The 17689-nt window shown below is 31.3% G+C and carries 18 protein-coding genes; 14 read left to right on the top strand and 4 right to left on the bottom strand.

Annotation, left to right across the window (positions count from 1 at the left end):
- Window positions 1-280 precede the first annotated feature (280 nt).
- Together CLHOM_RS07300 and sstT are read left to right on the top strand one after the other, a co-directional pair.
- Complete coding sequence (locus CLHOM_RS07300) at window positions 281-868, top strand: NUDIX hydrolase (protein WP_052221051.1); 588 nt, start codon at window positions 281-283, stop codon at window positions 866-868.
- Window positions 869-935: 67 nt separating this feature from the next.
- A complete protein-coding gene (gene sstT / locus CLHOM_RS07295; RefSeq protein ID WP_052221050.1) occupies window positions 936-2168 on the top strand; it encodes a serine/threonine transporter SstT in 1233 nt (410 codons plus the stop codon).
- A gap of 43 nt (window positions 2169-2211) precedes the next feature.
- Here the strand turns inward: sstT and CLHOM_RS07290 are convergent, their stop codons facing one another.
- Window positions 2212-4182: a carbohydrate-binding domain-containing protein gene (locus CLHOM_RS07290; RefSeq protein WP_052221049.1), complete on the bottom strand. Its 1971-nt coding sequence runs from the start codon at window positions 4180-4182 to the stop codon at window positions 2212-2214.
- A 176-nt stretch (window positions 4183-4358) separates the two neighbouring features.
- Here CLHOM_RS07290 and cax point away from each other — a divergent pair, with 176 nt between their 5' ends.
- The 4 genes from cax (at window position 4359) to CLHOM_RS07270 (ending at window position 8178) form a co-directional block, all read left to right on the top strand.
- Complete coding sequence (gene cax, locus CLHOM_RS07285; protein WP_082204384.1) at window positions 4359-5420, top strand: calcium/proton exchanger; 1062 nt, start codon at window positions 4359-4361, stop codon at window positions 5418-5420.
- A gap of 210 nt (window positions 5421-5630) precedes the next feature.
- Window positions 5631-6656: an alpha/beta hydrolase gene (locus tag CLHOM_RS07280; protein ID WP_052221047.1), complete on the top strand. Its 1026-nt coding sequence runs from the start codon at window positions 5631-5633 to the stop codon at window positions 6654-6656.
- Window positions 6657-6662: 6 nt separating this feature from the next.
- Entirely contained in the window at window positions 6663-6992 is a 330-nt protein-coding gene (locus CLHOM_RS07275) for a PadR family transcriptional regulator (RefSeq protein ID WP_052221046.1), read from the top strand.
- A 1-nt stretch (window position 6993) separates the two neighbouring features.
- On the top strand, window positions 6994-8178 hold the full coding sequence (locus tag CLHOM_RS07270; RefSeq protein ID WP_052221045.1) for a permease prefix domain 1-containing protein: 1185 nt from the start codon (window positions 6994-6996) through the stop codon (window positions 8176-8178).
- Window positions 8179-8199: 21 nt separating this feature from the next.
- On the opposite strand, the gene CLHOM_RS07265 is transcribed toward CLHOM_RS07270, so the two are convergent.
- On the bottom strand, window positions 8200-8688 hold the full coding sequence (locus tag CLHOM_RS07265) for a hypothetical protein (protein WP_139205683.1): 489 nt from the start codon (window positions 8686-8688) through the stop codon (window positions 8200-8202).
- A 164-nt stretch (window positions 8689-8852) separates the two neighbouring features.
- Window positions 8853-8981 carry a hypothetical protein gene (locus CLHOM_RS18795; protein WP_278321725.1) on the bottom strand — a complete coding sequence of 43 codons (129 nt, stop codon included), beginning with the start codon at window positions 8979-8981 and terminating at the stop codon, window positions 8853-8855.
- A gap of 132 nt (window positions 8982-9113) precedes the next feature.
- On the opposite strand from CLHOM_RS18795, the gene splB reads away from it, so the two are divergent.
- Window positions 9114-10136, top strand: a complete 1023-nt coding sequence (gene splB / locus CLHOM_RS07260; protein WP_052221044.1) for a spore photoproduct lyase — start codon at window positions 9114-9116, stop codon at window positions 10134-10136.
- Window positions 10137-10341: 205 nt separating this feature from the next.
- Window positions 10342-12552 carry a HelD family protein gene (locus tag CLHOM_RS07255; protein WP_052221043.1) on the top strand — a complete coding sequence of 737 codons (2211 nt, stop codon included), beginning with the start codon at window positions 10342-10344 and terminating at the stop codon, window positions 12550-12552.
- A 69-nt stretch (window positions 12553-12621) separates the two neighbouring features.
- Here the strand turns inward: CLHOM_RS07255 and CLHOM_RS07250 are convergent, their stop codons facing one another.
- Window positions 12622-12900 carry a hypothetical protein gene (locus CLHOM_RS07250; protein ID WP_052221042.1) on the bottom strand — a complete coding sequence of 93 codons (279 nt, stop codon included), beginning with the start codon at window positions 12898-12900 and terminating at the stop codon, window positions 12622-12624.
- Window positions 12901-13071: 171 nt separating this feature from the next.
- Between CLHOM_RS07250 and CLHOM_RS07245 the strand changes: the two genes are divergently transcribed.
- The 6 genes from CLHOM_RS07245 to CLHOM_RS18295 all read left to right on the top strand — a co-directional run bounded on the left by CLHOM_RS07245 (window position 13072) and on the right by CLHOM_RS18295 (window position 17439).
- Window positions 13072-13977 carry a LysR family transcriptional regulator gene (locus CLHOM_RS07245; protein WP_052221041.1) on the top strand — a complete coding sequence of 302 codons (906 nt, stop codon included), beginning with the start codon at window positions 13072-13074 and terminating at the stop codon, window positions 13975-13977.
- A 41-nt stretch (window positions 13978-14018) separates the two neighbouring features.
- A complete protein-coding gene (locus CLHOM_RS07240; protein ID WP_052221040.1) occupies window positions 14019-15128 on the top strand; it encodes a 4Fe-4S binding protein in 1110 nt (369 codons plus the stop codon).
- Between the two features lie 310 nt (window positions 15129-15438).
- Window positions 15439-16719, top strand: coding sequence for an AAA family ATPase (locus CLHOM_RS07235; RefSeq protein WP_052221039.1), 1281 nt, complete (start codon window positions 15439-15441; stop codon window positions 16717-16719).
- Window positions 16716-16856, top strand: coding sequence for a hypothetical protein (locus CLHOM_RS18300; RefSeq protein ID WP_161803207.1), 141 nt, complete (start codon window positions 16716-16718; stop codon window positions 16854-16856). The genes CLHOM_RS07235 and CLHOM_RS18300 overlap by 4 nt, the downstream gene beginning before the upstream one ends.
- Before the next feature lie 18 nt (window positions 16857-16874).
- Window positions 16875-17303 carry an RloB domain-containing protein gene (locus tag CLHOM_RS17860; RefSeq protein WP_082204383.1) on the top strand — a complete coding sequence of 143 codons (429 nt, stop codon included), beginning with the start codon at window positions 16875-16877 and terminating at the stop codon, window positions 17301-17303.
- Entirely contained in the window at window positions 17269-17439 is a 171-nt protein-coding gene (locus CLHOM_RS18295) for a hypothetical protein (RefSeq protein WP_161803206.1), read from the top strand. Before CLHOM_RS17860 ends, CLHOM_RS18295 begins: the two co-directional genes overlap by 35 nt.
- Window positions 17440-17689: the final 250 nt, after the last annotated feature.

The following is a 17689-nucleotide window of genomic DNA, read 5'->3' as shown; positions in this document are numbered from 1 at the left end:
TATTCAGGAGATATTATACATCAATATTTACTAATTTGGTTTCCCATTAAGGGAAAATAGAAAACTAAGTTAGAGTAGAGAAGTTTACCCTGTCGGGTAACGTATTTACGAATAATAAAAAAGAAATGAGTCTTAATGTTCATTACAAATATGGATAGTTTTCTATTGAATGTTATGACTAGATTATACAAGGAGGATTATATAACAAATGAAATAAGAATAGTTATAAATAAACTATTGACGTGGTATAATGAAGTAAATTTTATTTGGAGGCGAAAAAATGAATGAGGAAACACCAAAAGTAAATCGTATAAACACTCTTGCAGATACTAAATACTTAAAGCTCTACAATGCAGAGTATACAAATAAAAATGGTAATAAGAGAAATTGGACTATTGCTTCAAGAAAAGAATTAGACACAATTAATAGCAAATTTTTTAACAATACTGAGGATAAGATAGATGCAGTTGTAATCGTAGCAACACATGTAGAGGAAAATAAATTAGTTCTTATAAAACAATTTAGAGTTCCTTTAAATGGCTATGTTTATGAGCTGCCAGCAGGACTTGTAGATGCGGGAGAAGATTTAGAAACAACAGTTAAAAGAGAGCTAAAGGAAGAAACAGGTCTTCAATTAATCCAAATTGACTACGAAAAAACTAAGAAAAAAACATATATATCCTCAGGTATGACAGATGAATCAGTAGCTTTAGTTTACTGTATCTGTACAGGAGAAATATCAAAAAAATATCTAGAAGCAGATGAAGATATTGAAGTATTCTTAATGTCTAAAGAAGATGGAATAAAACTAATCGAATCCGAAGAAAATATAGACATAAAGGCATTGCTTGTTCTGCAAAATATATAGAGATGAAATATGAAAAATAAAAGAAAAAAAAGGATATATAAATTGTAACTTAGGAAGGAAGACTTCAATGAGAAATATACTTAAAAAATGGAGCAATTTAAGTTTAGTAAAAAGGATAATCATTGGTTTAATTATTGGAATTATTTTAGCTTTAACTATTCCAGAAGCGGGAAAACCTATAATTATTTTTGGTTCACTATTTGTAGGTGCTTTAAAAGCTGTTGCACCTATGTTAGTATTTTTCTTAGTAATGTCAGCTATAAGTAAACATAAAAGTGGTCATAAAACTAACATGAGATCAATTATTGTATTATATCTTATAGGAACATTTTTAGCTGGACTTGTTGGTGTTGTGGCAAGCTTTATGTTTCCAACAAGCTTGACCCTTGCAGCTGGCACTACTGAGAATATAACGCCTCCTGGTGGAATAGTTGAAGTTCTCAGAGCTTTGCTACTGAACCTTGTTGATAACCCAATAAGAGCACTTTATAGTGCAAATTATATAGGCATATTGTCTTGGGCAGTACTACTTGGCTTTGCTTTAAGAAGCGCGCCAGATACTACAAAAACTATGATTTCAAATTTTTCAGAGGCATTATCTCAAATAGTTAAATGGGTCATAAGCTTTGCACCCTTAGGAATTATGGGTTTGGTATTTGATGCTATTGCTACTAGCGGTATTCAATCCTTACTTAGCTATGGTAAGCTAATCTTAGTTCTAATTGGTTCTATGTTTTTTATGGCTCTTGTTGTAAATCCAATTATTGTGTACTTAAATATTCGCAAAAATCCATATCCACTTGTTTTTAAATGCTTAAAGGAAAGTGGAATTACAGCATTCTTTACACGAAGCTCAGCTGCAAATATTCCTGTGAATATGAGTTTGTGTGAAAGGCTGCATTTAGATAGGGATACCTATTCAGTATCCATTCCACTAGGTGCTACTATCAATATGGCTGGTGCAGCTATCACTATTTCTGTATTAACCCTTGCAGCAGTTAATACTCTTGGTATTAAAGTGGATATAGCTACTGCATTTATCCTCAGCATATTATCAGCTATAAGTGCTTGTGGGGCTTCTGGAGTAGCTGGAGGTTCCTTATTACTGATACCTCTAGCCTGCAGCTTATTTGGAATTCCAAATGATATTGCTATGAAGGTAGTTGGGGTAGGATTTATTATAGGTGTAATACAAGACTCTTGTGAAACGGCGATTAACTCATCTACAGACGTGCTTTTTACAGCAACAGCTGAATTTGCAAAGTGGCGTAAAGAAGGTAAAGAGATTAAGATTAATTAATAAAGCTTCAGATGCAGAAACATCTACACCTGAAGCTTTTAATTTATTTTTGTGGAGGCTGCATTCCATTTGGGTCAACTTTACCTTGACCTTTTTGTCCCCCCATACGGCCGCCTTGTCCGCCACCACCGCCTCTAGTATTAACAGTGACACCTTCCTGTGTTACTTCACTTACAGTACTGGAAATTTTGACACTTCCAATTTCTTTTCCTTTTGTATAGGTTCCATCAGAATATACTCCATTTTTAGCTGTTCCAGTAGTACTTCCTCCTACATATACTTTATAGGTTGATCCGGTTTTAATGCTTGGAGAAGTCACAACAACTGATGCATATTCCTTTGATGGTGTAAAGGTAAGTATGTTTTCTCCTGCTTCATTCTCTATATGAACTAAGGTGTTAGCACTTTGAGAAGATAAAGTAATTTTTATAGAATTTACAGTTGAACTTGTACTTGGAGCTTGTGCCATCCCCGAGCTGCCAGCAGCAATTAAAGTTCCACCTTTAACTTCAAAGGTCCCATTATAATCTAAAGCTCCGTTTCCATCATTTGTAGGACCATTTACAATGACAGTACCAGCTTTCATATATATTGAACCATTTGAATCAACACCATCTCCACTAGCATTTACTGAAATGTTACCTCCATTAATGTTTATAATACCATTACCAGCAGATTCTGAACCAGGTTTACCAGCATTTTGAGAAATATTATTTTTATCCATATCTCCTGTATTTCCTGAAGAGTCATTGCCACCAGATGCATTAAGTCCATCATCACTTGTTGTAAGATTAATATTTCCACCATTAATTGTTATAGTCTCACTCTCAATACCTTCATAGGCTTTTGTAATATCTATAGTTCCTTTATTAATTGTTAAAGTAGAATCACTATGAAAAGCATCATCTCCTGCAGCAATTTTGAAAACGCCATTATTAATTACTAAGTTATTGTTTGAGTGAAGGGAATCATCTGAAGAGTCAATATTAAAGGTTCCACCTTCTGTAACAATATTAACTCCTGCCTTTATAGACTTTGCACTAGTGGACTCTTCACTTTCTGTAGTATTAGTAGTATTAGTATTTTGAGAATTAGAGCCTTGTCTCATGCCAGGTTGATTCATATTTTCTCTCTTAGTAACAGCGTTTTTGCTACCGCCGCCGGAGTTAATTGTTATATCCCCATTCTTTACTAAGGCACTTGTTTCTGCCTGAATACCATCTTGAGCAGAAGTAATATTGAATTTACCTCCTTCAATTAATACATAGCCCTTCTTTGAATCTTCAGCATTAGTTGATTTTATTCCATCTGCTCCAGCGTTTATAGTTATAGTTCCATTTGTCACAACAACAGTGTCTTTCCCTAAAAGGCCGTCTTCTTTAGCATTTACGGTAATAGTACCATTTTCTATTTTTAAATCATCTTTACTTGTAATACCGTTTTTGTAGTTGGCATCAACGGTTAATGAACCCTTGCCTATAAAGGTAAGTTCATCTTTACTATATATGGCTGCATTAGGCTCCTCGGTAGATTTATCTTCAAATACATAGGATGTTCCATCTTTTATATAGTTTTTAGTATTATCGGCTAATGAGATGACTGTTTTCTTAGAATTCTTAATATAAATAGGTGCACTATTAGAACAAGTAATATTTACCCCGTTTAAAATAATGTATACCTTATCCTCATCACCTGCATTTACTATTATTTGTCCATCAGTTAAAATTCCCTTTATGCTGTAGGTTCCAGCAGAAGTAATAGTAATCTTATTTTTTTCTACAGTTGCTCCTGAGCCAGTTATAGTTGTAGTACTTCCTAATTCTATAAAGGTATTTGCTGCTCCAACAGTTTCGCTTTCACCAGAAGTTACATTAATATTCGAAAGTATTGCAGCATTTGAAGTTGTAGTTGAAGCAGAATCAGACTTAGCTGTTTCTGAACTTTGTTTTGTACATCCAATTAAACTTGAAAATAGAGATACACTAATTACTAAAGATATAAGTTTTTTATTCATAAAATTTCCTCCCAAAATTTCGTATCAATTAAGTAAATTATTTTTCTATATTATCTATAAAAATATACTAACATCGAAAACTTAAATTTAGCTTAAATTTGTAATATCTTTTTTCCACTCTCCGAATGTTTAAGTTGATAATGTAAATGTAATTGGATATAATTTATACAGAAGTAATGGAGGACATAATGATGAAGATACTTAAATATATGTTAATTTTTATTCCTATAAGTATAGTAGGAGAATTCTTGCATTTTTCACCAACGGTGATGTTTATACTTGCAGCACTTTCTATTGTTCCACTAGCAGGACTCATGGGAGCGGGTACTGAAGAGATATCTTTTTATACAAGCCCTAAAATAGGAGGCTTTTTAAACGCTACCTTTGGAAATGCTACAGAACTTATAATATCTATATTTGCACTTAAGGAAGGGCTTTTTGATGTTGTAAAAGCTTCTATAGCTGGATCAGTAATCGGAAATGTGCTTCTAGTTTTAGGGGCAAGCATGCTAGCAGGGGGCATAAAGCATAAGACACAAAAATTTAATAAGAAGGTATCAGAGGTATCTTCAAGTATGCTGCTTTTTTCAGTTATTGGACTAAGTGTGCCCGCATTGTTTACACACACACTAAACTCTGAGTTATTGAATACAAAATATGAAGGATTAAGTGTAGCTGTAGCTCTAATAATGTTTATAATTTATATTTTAAGTTTGTTTTTCTCATTCTACACTCATAAGGACATATATTCTTCAGACTTAGAAGAAGAAGGAGAAGAAGCAAAATGGTCTCTTAAAAAGGCTCTAGCAGTGTTAGTATTAGCTACAATAGCAATTGCCATAGAAAGTGAATTTTTAGTGGGAGCTATAGAACCTATGACTGAATCCTTAGGACTTAGCACCTTCTTTGTAGGAATAATACTTGTCCCTATAATAGGTAATGCAGCAGAACACAGCACTGCAATCGTAATGGCTATTAAAAATAAAATGGATGTGGCAGTAGAAATTGCCATAGGTTCAAGTCTTCAGATAGTTTTATTCGTAGCACCAGTACTTATATTTATAAGCTTACTCTTTAAGCCAATGAGCATAATATTTAATGAATTTGAACTGGCAGCTCTAATAGTTTCTGTATTTATAGCAAATAGAGTAGCAAATGATGGTGAATCAAACTGGCTTGAAGGTGTGCAGTTAATATCTGTATATCTTATAATAGCAATTTGCTTCTTTATGATTTAGTAGTGAGGTTGAATTATATTATTTAGAAAAGCTTATAGCCACTGAGATGATGAGAGGTAGTTTCTTAACATTTCAGTGGCTTTTTATTTAATAACATAAAACAATAATTTTGAGGATATGCTTTGAGATGATATTCCTTCTTGACATTACCTTGATTATCGAGGTAATATTATACATAGATAATCAAGGTAATGTTTGGAGGGGACAATTATGAATTTATTAAAAAAGAAACACAATAATAATGATAAAATTAAAGTAAAAAGAAAGAGAAGAAATATAAGCTTCATCATACTAGGTTTGCTTATAATTGGATTTGTCTTTGAGAAAAGTGGAGAATATTTGGACAGCAAGAAATTTAAGATACCTGGTAAGTTAATAAGCATTAATGGACACAAGATGCACATATATGGAGAAGGAAAGGCAAACAATAGTCCAACGGTGTTATTTACTTCAGGCTGGAGAACCCCAAGTGCTTATGTGGATTATTATCCATTGCAAAAAGAAATATCAAAATACACTAGAACTATAGTTTATGAAAGACCAGGATACGGATGGAGTGAAATAGCAAAGGGTGAAAGAGATATTGATACAATTACAAATGAGCTTCATGAACTTCTTATAAAAAACGGAGAAAAAGGGCCATTTATCTTAGTTGGACACTCTTTTGGAGCTAATGAAGTTTTAAGATTTGCACAATTATATAGTAAAGAAGTAGCTGGAGTAGTCCTTATTGATGGATCAAATCCAGATTATACAGTAACTCAAAAGAGGCCTTCTAAATATTTATTAAAATATGGAACAGTAAAATATACTTTATTTAATGAAACAATTAATGCATTAAATAATTTTGGAATAACAAGATTACTTTTTAATATTACAGATTTGTATATTTCAAAGTTTACAAGTTATAAAAATGGTCTTTCCTCTGCTCCTGAGGAGTTAAAGAAACTTGATGAATCTATGTTTATAAAGACACTTAATAATAAAAACCATCTTCAAGAAGTGAGAATGGGTGCTTTAAAGCTGATTGGACATAATGGAATTGGTGACATTCCTTTAAAGGTAATAACCTCGTCCACCTATAATAACCTAGAACTTACCAAAAATATTCAACAAGGATTATTAAAATGGTCTAATAATAGTGAGCAAATAATAGTTGAAAATTCTCAACATTATGTTCATTGGTTTAACCCAGAAATTATTAATTCAGAAATAATAGAGATGATAAGGGAGTGATTATTAATGAATTTTCATAAAAGTTTAATGTCCGGAAGCACTTCACTTATGATTATGAGCTTGTTAGAAAGTGGAGATATGTATGGATATCAAATAGTAAAGGAACTAGAAAAAAAATCAGAAAATGTATTTTCACTTAAAGAAGGAACATTATATCCTATACTCCATTCATTAGAACGAGAAGGCTTTGTTGTTTCGTATATTTCTGAGGGTGAAAAGGGGAAGAAACGCAAGTATTATAAAATAACAGAGGATGGAAAAAGGCAATTAGAAGATAAAAAAAATGAATGGATAAGTTTTTCTAATAGTTTGAATAAGGTTGTTGGGGTGAAATAATATGCATGTTAGTAAGAAAGCTTTTATTGATGAGGTTTGCGAAGAGATTTCCTTTAAAGAAGCACATAAAGCTATAAGAGAAGAGTTAGAGTTGCATATTGATGAGCTAGTAGAAAATTTCTTAGAGGAAGGATTGTCCGAAAAAGAAGCATTAATTATGGCGGTGCAATCTATGGGCAATCCTAAGGAAATAGGAGAAGAGCTGAACAAAGTGCATAGTTCAGGAATTAAATGGCAAGTTGTTACTGCTGCCGGAGGTTTAAGCCTAATTGGAATAATATCATTGATGTTATTAGGAGAATTACCTTATGGCAATGGAATTATTTTTGGAATAAAACAGCTTATAAGCATTGCTATTGGCGGATTGGCCATGGTACTTATGTATCATGTAAATTATAGAAAGCTAATAGAAAATAGTAAGCAGGTATATTTTTTAGGAATACTATTGAGCTTAGTTACAATTTTATTTGGAAATACAGTTAATGGGCATACGTTTTTACAAGTTGGACCAATTAGTTTTGAAGTAGCTAAGCTCAGCAACTTGATTTTTCTTATATCAATAATGGGCATATTAGGTGATGTAAAAAATAAAAATAGTTTTGGACTCGTAAAGGTAAGTTTATATATAGTTTTTGCTTTATTTAGTCTATACATTAATTCTAATACTCAGATTGTTCCTATAATGTTTGTAGTATATCTATCAATTATTACTATAGCTATTTTAAATAATTATTTTTCCATTAGAAAAAAGTTGACTAATTTAATTGTGATACATGGATTTGCTGTTTTTAGTATGATTATGTGGAAGTTCAATATAACTAGAAACGGGAATTTCCCTGCTAATTGGGTAGATTATGAGCTTGCAATTATAGTATCAAAATTTGGATGGAAATTTGTTATTATATCATCTTTTGTTGTGATAATTTTAATAGGATCAATGATCTTAAGTGCCTTAAAAATGAAAAGTAATGTTGCTTTTTATTTTTCAATAGCTATAGTAATTTATTTTATATGCAGCTTTATTGGTGGTTCAATAATAAACTTTGGTTTTTTACATGGAATCAGTTCAAATGTTCCATTCATATCATTTGGAGCAACTAATTATATAACTGATTGTATGCTAATAGGAATATTTTTGTCTATGTGGAGAAGAAATTTAATAGTTGAAAGGGATAAAAATATTTAAATTGCAGTGGCTTTTTATCTGCTAACACATAACAATTATTTTATAAGGTGTGGTTTGAGCTGGTATACTTCTTGTAGTAGGACCATATACAACAATTAGATTCCTGTTTGCAAGGTTTCCAGTAAAAAGTTGATCATTTTCTAGTATTATCCTAGTGTATGGAGAAATGTTCAATTTTAAAAACCCATCACTGCTTATAAGCTGTTCGTTAAAATAGTCTACTTTTACATTTCTATATCTTGTATCTCTTGTCATAACTACTGCACCATATTGTGGCGGGTAAATTAGAGGGACAGGTACAGTAGTATCATAAAAGCCTGTTACCCTGTCTCCAATTCTCACTGTAACGTGATTAATAAAATAAGTATTTGGTGATACCACAAAATTTACTAAACTTCCATCTTGATTTTCTACAGACATTAATTTGTAACAGCCGGAGCTCTCTCCACTTCCTACGAAAAAGTCATTAATCATTGTTACTATACCAGTAAAAGGTTGAAAAACTGCCACTTTTTATTCCTCCATATGAATTTGTATATTTAAAGTATATTCATTATATTGATTTTCTGCTATCTTTTAAGATGTTCATTTATTTTTCCAAGGGTTAAGTAAATTTACTTATTTAATAACATTAGTATCTAATGTTATATGAACATAAATATCATCGCAATCTTTCACAGGAAGCCAATATCTGATTTTTCCTTAGCCGCAAGTATGGTACGATTTTTATGAATTAATCTTGCAGGGCCTGGGAAACTATCCCACATCATATAAAAAGCCTCTATAATTTTTTTATCAACCATGTTTAATTCCTCTTCGGCTTCGCACTGCATTTTTTAGTATATACTCCATAAGCTTTTGCAAATAATAATTCTAAAATATTGTTTAGAATAAAAAATATTACTCTTCTAAGCAAACCAGAGATAGGAGACATTATGTTTATACCTAAAAGAATTTTATTTGAGAAGGATTCACTGGATTATGATATGGCGAAAGAGATTCTAGCAAAGTTTAAAGATAAGGCAGAAATTGAAATTATAAATCTAACTTCTAATAAAATAAAACAGCACATTCCAGGTGAAGATTTATTAACACAATATAGAGAAGGTAAAAAGACATTAGTTGTAGGAACTAAAAAAAGCTTGAAGTTCCAATCCTGTAAACCTTCAGCTCATTACCAACTTCCTCTTGTATCAGGATGCATGGGGCAGTGTGAATATTGCTACTTGAATACTCAGCTGGGAGATAAACCTTTTGTAAAGATTCATGTTAATATAGATGAGATTCTTAATCAAGCTGAAAAATATATTGATGAAAGGCTGCTGGAGATAACTATATTTGAAGGGGCAGCTACCTCTGATCCTATACCTGTGGAGCCTTATACTCATTCCCTAGAGAAAACTATTGAATTTTTCGGAAGGAACAAAAATGCCAGATTTAGATTTGTAACAAAGTACAATGACATAGATTCCCTGCTTAATTTAGAGCACAATGGACATACAGAAATAAGATTCAGTTTAAATACTGCTTCCATTATAAAACAATACGAGCATGCAACTGCTTCCAGTATAAATAGAATAGAAGCGAGTATAAAGGTTGCTGAAGCAGGTTATCCAACTGGATTTTTAATTGCCCCAGTATTCATTTATCCTAATTGGAAAGAGGAGTATCATGATTTATTAATGGAATTAAGAAATAGGCTTCCAGAAGACTTAAAGTTTCCAGTAACCTTTGAGGTTATATCACACCGATATACTACTGTAGCCAAGAATAGAATACTTCAAATATTTCCTGAAAGTGGGCTGCCTATGAAGGATGAAGATAGAAAGTATAAGTATGGGCAATTTGGATATGGAAAGTATGTATACCCTAAAGAAAGCATGGAGGAAATAAAAGAATTTTTCGGGAAAGAAATTGAGGAGTTGTTTAGCAACAAGGAAGTTAAATATATTATATAAATTTTAAATTATATAAATAGAGCTGAGAATCTAATACAGATCTCAGCTCTTTATATTTACAAAATTACATTTCTAAAGTATAATTAAAATTTGGACACAACTATAACTATTATATCATAACTTTAATAATTTACACATTAATTCTATCACCAATAGAGTAATGCTGTCAAGGGTTTTTATTAAAAAATTATAAGGGAGTGGTTTAGTGAATAATTTTATTGAAATTCAAAAAGAAGAAACAGCTTATCTTGAAGAAGTTATTACAACTATTAAGTCTGAAATAGAAAAAGAAAATGAAATTTTACAGGTAAAACGGGGTAAAGTAATAGATTCCAGAAGGGAAATGTGGCAAGAAAGCTCACATGCTTCTAGGGAATTTGCAAGAATATCTGAGATGAATCAATATTTAAGTGAGATTAATACTCAAACAAGAGATTATCTAAGCAGTGAAAAAAGAATTTATAGATACAATAAAATGATCACTTCACCTTATTTTGGAAGGATTGATTTTACTGAAAATGGTTATGGAAGCCCTGATAAAATATACATTGGCTTATATAATTTGATGAATACAAAAACTGATGATATTTATGTGTACGATTGGCGTTCTCCTATAGCAAGCATATTTTATAGAAATGAATTAGGAAAAGGCTCGTATAAATCGCCAGCAGGTATAATTAGCGGAGATATTTTATTGAAAAGGCAGTATAAAATTGAAAACTCAAAGCTAAAGTACTTTTTTGACAGCAGTATAAAAATAAATGATGAAATACTGCAGGAAGTGTTAAGCAGAAACTCTTCATCCAAAATGAAAAGTATAGTTCAGACTATACAAAAGGAACAGGACATTATCATAAGAGATATTGAAAATGAGCTTTTGATGGTTCAAGGAGTTGCAGGAAGCGGCAAAACATCCATTGCACTTCACAGAATAGCATTTTTACTATATGAAGGCTTAAGTTCAAAGTTAAATATAAATGATGTTTTAATAATATCTCCTAATGCTGTATTCAGTAAATATACTTCTCAGGTGCTTCCAGAGTTGGGGGAAGAAAATGTTGATCAGGTAACCTTTGATGATCTCATTCAAGGAGAAAAAAGACAACAGCAGATGGAAAAGCTTATAACATTTCAGGGAAAGGATAAATTCCAGGTAAAGCTTGAAGGTATAAAATTCAAAGGTTCACAGGAATTTGTTGAAATTCTAAACAGATTGCTTAAGTATTGTGAAAGAAAATTAATTCCATTTAAAGACGCATACTATCATGGAAACACAATTGTAACAGGGCAGCAGTTAAAAAATATGTTTCTTGATAATAAAATAAATATTCCGATGGCTAAAAGACTAAAGAGAATAGAGAGCATATTATTAAATAAAATTTACCCTCTTAGAAAGGAAAGGCTTAAAATAATTGAGAAAGTGGTGGAGAAAACTACTGAAGAACATAGATTTGAGATTAAATCCTTCAGCAGGCTTATAGCTATAAAAGAAGCAGGGAAATTAATGGAGCATATTAAAAAATTTACTGAAGTAGATTATAGGGATATTTACAAGCTGCTTTTTAGAGATAAGAATTTATTTTTTAAATTATCTAAGGACATAATATTGCCGGGAAATATTGATGAAATTATAGATGAAACAAATGAAAACTTAAGTACAGGGCACATTTCATATGAAGATGCAGCGGTACTTTTATATTTGAAAATTAAAGTTGAAGGCAATGAAGAGTTTACTAGCATTAAACAAGTAGTTATAGATGAGGCTCAGGATTATTATCCAATGCACTACTATATTTTTAAGCTTTTATTTAAAAATGCTAGGTTCACTGTATTAGGAGATTTTAATCAAACCTTGGAAAGAGGCGGAGATAAGAATATTTACGATTATGTAGAGGAGATACTTCACAAAAGAAAATCAATAAAAATAACTCTAAATAAAGGATATAGGTCTTCCTTTGAAATTAATAATTTCAATCAAAAGCTCCTTCAAAATAAGCAGGAATTTATGCCTTTTGAAAGGCGTGAAGCAGCTCCAAAAGTAAAGTACATGAAGGATTTAGAGGAACATTACAAAGAGATTTGTGAAGACGCAACTAAATTTCGCGAGGCAGGATACAATTCTATAGCTATAATCTGCAAAACAGAAGCGGAAGCAAAGCATATTCAATATATGTTAAGGGATTTAATTGAGGTTAAGCTATTAGATGATGAAGATTTAGATAATAAAAATTCTGTTTTGATTATACCATCCTATTTAGCAAAGGGTTTAGAATTTGATGTAGTGTTAGTATACGATGCTTCGAAAGAAAACTATAACACCCACTTTGATAAAAGACTTCTGTATATAGCATGCACAAGGGCTCTGCATCAGTTAGTTTTATACTATACAGGGGAGAAAAGTGAGTTTATAGAATAAATAATAAAGTTGCTGTAGAAACGTTAATCCTACAGCAACCTTTAGATTGTTCAAATCCTATAGAAAAGTTTATTTGTTATCCGCTAACTTATCTAGTTTTAAATTGCGGAAATAGAGAAAGATATCTATTGATACCATTATAAGATTGATAACATAGAAAATAAATACATAAGTAATTTTACTAGATACAAGCTTGCTTCCAATACCGCAGATATATCCAATCCAAATTAATGTCATAAAAATTAAGCTTTTACCCTTGCTGGTTCTTGCTTTATAGGATTTTACAATTGACATTGGCCAAGAAATACCAAAGCATATGACCATAGCCGCTTCTAAAGTTTCACTCATTTTAACCTAATCTCCTTATTAATTATTAATTGAACATGTCCATTTTGCTTTTGTTGTGTATCTATACAAAATATATTATACTACTTATAGTTTCATAAATATAATACTTTATTTTTATGAAGTCCATAGATAATTTTTATGGTATAAAGAAGCTTTAGGAGGCGTATTTATATGGGAGTAAGTTTTGATGCCTATAGAGTATTTTATTATGTAGCTAAATATAAAAATATTACAAATGCTTCAAAAGCACTGTGCGTTACTCAACCTACAGTTACCTATACAATTAAAACTTTAGAAAGGGAACTAGGGTGTACTTTATTTTTGCGTTCTCAAAAAGGGGTTACTCTTACACCAGAAGCTAAGATGCTTTATGAGCATGTATCCATTGCTTGTAAGCATATTTTTGAAGCTGAAGCTAACATAAACTCAGCAAAAAAGTTAGCTAAGGGGCAGGTAACCATTGGTGCCAGTGAAACCAGCATTCACCTTATGCTGCTTCCATACTTAAAAAAATTTAGGGAAGATAATCCTGACATAAAGCTAAAGGTTACTAACAGCACTACTCCTGCCACAATAGCTTCACTGAGATCAGGGCTTATTGACTTTGCAATTTTAGTTATGTCTCCAAGTGAAAAGGAACCGGACCTTTCTATTACAGAGCTTTTAGATTTTCAGGACATCTTCATTGCAGGCAGTGACTTTTCAGAATTGCTAGCTTCGGAAGTTTCATTAAATGATCTCACTAAATATCCCATAGTATGCATGGAACCTGGCACGATTACTAGACAATTTCTTGATGAATTCTTTCTAAAGCATAATCTCTCATTAAACCCAGATATAGAGCTAGCAACCTCAGATTTGATAACACCGATGGTGGAAAACAACCTTGGCATAGGCTTTGTACCATATGAATTTGCAAAAGCCTCTCTAGAAAAGAAATCTGTTTTTAGAGTAAACCTTAAAGAAGAGATCCCTAAAAGAACTATTTGCGCCATCAGTAGAACTTCTCATCCTCTATCTATTGCCAGTGAAGAATTTTTGAAGATGCTGTGTGAAAAAAGGAATAAAGAATTGTAACTAATTATTATAAGATAATTATAAAACAAGGAGTGTGTAAAATGCCTGATAATAAAACTGTAGAATTAAAGATACTTAAAGCTATTCTATGTATATATATTGTCTTATGCATAATAATTGCAGGATTAAATTACGGCTATGCTAGTAAAGCAACTCCAGAAGCTGCTGCATTTATTACTTGGTTTTGGCACTTTTACGAAAATTGGATAAAAACTATTTTTATAATTGTCTGTAGTTTCCTAACTTTAAGAATAGTAAGCACTTCTAAAATAAACACCATGAGAAAGAGAAATTTAATAGGCTTTATTATCGCAGCACTGGTTGTACACATAGTAACACCTTTGCTCTTAAACAATAGTGAATTATACTTTTTTACAATGCCGTTGCCTTGGACAACCACTCCGCTGCAGTTGTTAAGATCAGATTCAACCTTTTATATCAGCCGTTTTCCAGTTTGGGGTGCTGCAGGAGTTTTAGCTGCTTTAATTTTTTATATTTGTATAAGTATTATTGTACTTATAGGAACGCTTTTATTTGGTAGAAGGTGGCAGTGTTCTACCTTATGCCTTTTTAATGGCTTTGCAGCAGAAGTTTTTGAACCGGCAATACCTCTTGTTGGAAAAAATAAAAAGTTAAATAAAAAGACACTAGAGGGTTTTTCGATTTTCAGATGGGCTTCTCTAGCCATTGCAGTTTTCTTCACCCTTTGGTGGATAATGTTTTTATCAGGTACCTCAATAGGTGGGAATATAAGCCTTATGGGTAAGGTAGAAAATTATAAGTATTTAACTACAGAGTTATTGATGGCTATGTTTTTCTGGGTAGCCTTTATTGGCAGAGGATATTGCTATTACTGCCCTTTAGGAACTGTTCTAGGACTAATAAGCAAGATAGCAGGTCAAAGAATAATTACGGACAAGACAAAATGTGTTCAATGCGGTAAGTGTAATGAAACTTGCCCTATGTTCATAAACATCAAGGACAATGCAAAGGAAGGAAAAGCAGTGGCGGAGCTTAGATGTGTGGGCTGCGGGCATTGTGTAGATGTTTGCCCAACAAGAACCTTGGGGTATTCAACGAGATTTTTGAAGTGGGTTTCTAGGAAGAAGAAAGTTACTATTGAGAGAGAAATAGATAGGACGGTGGAATAAGTGGGAAAGGTCCATTTCCTAGTATTTATGATAAAATTGTTTTGAATAATTTTACATATTTACTAGAAGTGGAAACTTGTCAGTGTTTCCTAAAAAGGCAGTTGCAGCTGTCTTTTTTTATTTTCATGAATTAAGTATATAACTATAAATCTTTACTATCAATAGTGTTTTTAATTTAAATTGTTAATTTACAAGAATTTATATGCTTATTTTGTATCTTTTTTGCAAAAATATGATTATAATATACTTAATAAGGGAATATAAATGATATAAAATGATATAAAATCATGTGATAGAATGGAGGGCTTATATGTTACTAGAATTTACAGTGAGGAATTTTCTATCAATAAAAGAAGAGGTAACCTTGAATATGGTAGCTTCAAAGGATAAGTTTCGTATTGAAGAAAATACTGTAGTTTACGAAAAAGGTAAGAATGAAAAAAGAGCTTTAAATGTTGGAGTTTTATACGGAGCAAATGCTTCAGGAAAAACTAATATTTTAAAAGCTATGAATTTTGTTAGCTTTTTTATAAATAAATCTCATGAAATGCAACAGGGAAGAAAAATACCAAGAGTACCTTTTAAACTTGATGGTAACTTTTTAAAAGAGCCCAGTGAATTTAGAATATTATTTGTTCATGAAGGAATAAAGTATCTATATATGTTTTCGGTCATAGAAACAGAAGTTACTGAAGAATATTTATATTATTATCCTAATGGAAGGCAAAGCACTATTTTCGAAAGAAAAGATGATGATTATAAGTTTACTAGTGATATAGAACGTCAAACTGAATTAAAAGAAAAATTTCATTCGAAAAACAAGTTATTTCTAGCAACTGAAAGTCTCTGGGAGTATGAAAAGGCAAAGGTTCCATTTAAATGGCTTAGTGAGTATTTTGATGTATTTATTGACCATGAAGATTTAGAGTCCTACACAGGTGGGGCTATGCTAGAAAGTAACGAAGTAAATGATTATGTAAAAAAATATATGAGATATGCTGATATGGATATAGAAGACATAGATGTTCAAGTGAAGAATAAGTCGGATATCGTATCTTCAGAACTATTTAAGATGCTTTCAGATGGGGCTAAAGCAGACATAATTAAAACTCTTGATGAAGAAAAGACTGGAGTTTTAGATATTAAGACTTTGCACAGAGGTGTAGATGAAGCTGGAAATGCAATAGATATCTATTTTAATTTAAGACAGGAATCAGAAGGTACTAAAAAGTACTTTGGAATTTTGGGCCCTATAATTAGTGTATTAATTAATGGATATACTTTAGTAATTGATGAACTAGATATAAGGCTTCATACATTACTAGTAATGAAACTTGTAGAATTATTTTTAGACCCTGAAATAAATAAAAATAATGCGCAGCTGATCTTTTCAACTCATGATACAAATCTTTTAGATATAGATGTCCTAAGAAGGGATCAAATATGGTTTGTAGAAAAAAAAGAAGATAAGAGTACTGATTTATACTCATTGTATGATTTTGGGGGAATAAGAAAGAGTGAAAGGATAGAAAAAGGATATCTTCAAGGAAAATATGGTGCAATTCCTTACCTTAAAGGAGCTTTGAAATGAAGCTAAAAAAGAGTGCTGAAAAATCTAGAGGAAAAGACAAAGGCAAGGCCACAGATTGTAAAAGTTTAGTTGAAAGAGCTATTTATTTTAAAGAGAATAAGTATGATATTAATGAAGAAGATGGAGATAGAGTCTGATGTGTTTTTGATGTTGATATAAATTATAAAAACAACAATACTATTCAAAGCAAAATTGATGAAATAGAAAAAGCTAAGCCAATAGCAGATAAAAACAAAATAAACCTAGGGATATCCAATCCCTGTTTTGAATTATGGTTTCTCTTCCATTTTGAATATACCACAGCTAATTTAAAAGATTATGATGCTGTAATACAAAAATTAAATAAATATATTACAGATTATGAAAAGAATAAAGATATTTATGAGAAATTAAAGCAATTGACAATCAAAGCAATAGAAATTAGTAAAAGATTGAGAAAGCATCATGAAAGTTTAGGTAGAAAGTTACCAAATGTAGAAAAAGATAAATATAAAGCTATAGTTAAAGACTTAGTTGAAAGCAATCCTTATACTAATATAGGAGATTTAGTTGAGTATATGGAAGGACTTGAAAAATATAAGTAAAAAAGGAAAGCTTTATGTTGCCAAGAATATGTTAATTGATGGGAAATCAGAAGAAAAAATAAAGAAATATACAGGGGTTACGGATAAGGACATTGAAAAAATAAAAAAGATAATAGAAGCTCAAGGAGAGCATTAAGAAGTTCAACAAATATAAGGTTGCTATAGAATTATTTGATTCTGTAGCAACCTTTTTGTAAAACTTAATTTACGGTTAAAATAGAAAATACTTATTCTAAAATATAAATTCCTGATTGTAGCCGAGCCTGTAAAAATTTTTGTGTAAAGTGAATAAAAAGCACTCTTTCTTGGCAAGAATTTGGATAAATAAATACCAAATATATACAAGAAGGAGTGTTTTTTTATGTCGAATATTTCTAAAGAAATTT

The sequence above is a fragment of the Clostridium homopropionicum DSM 5847 genome (assembly GCF_001263795.1).
Taxonomy (GTDB): Bacteria; Bacillota; Clostridia; order Clostridiales; family Clostridiaceae; genus Clostridium_H; species Clostridium_H homopropionicum.
The sequence above is the reverse complement of the archived record's forward strand: the minus strand, read 5'-3'. Positions and strand labels throughout refer to the sequence as shown.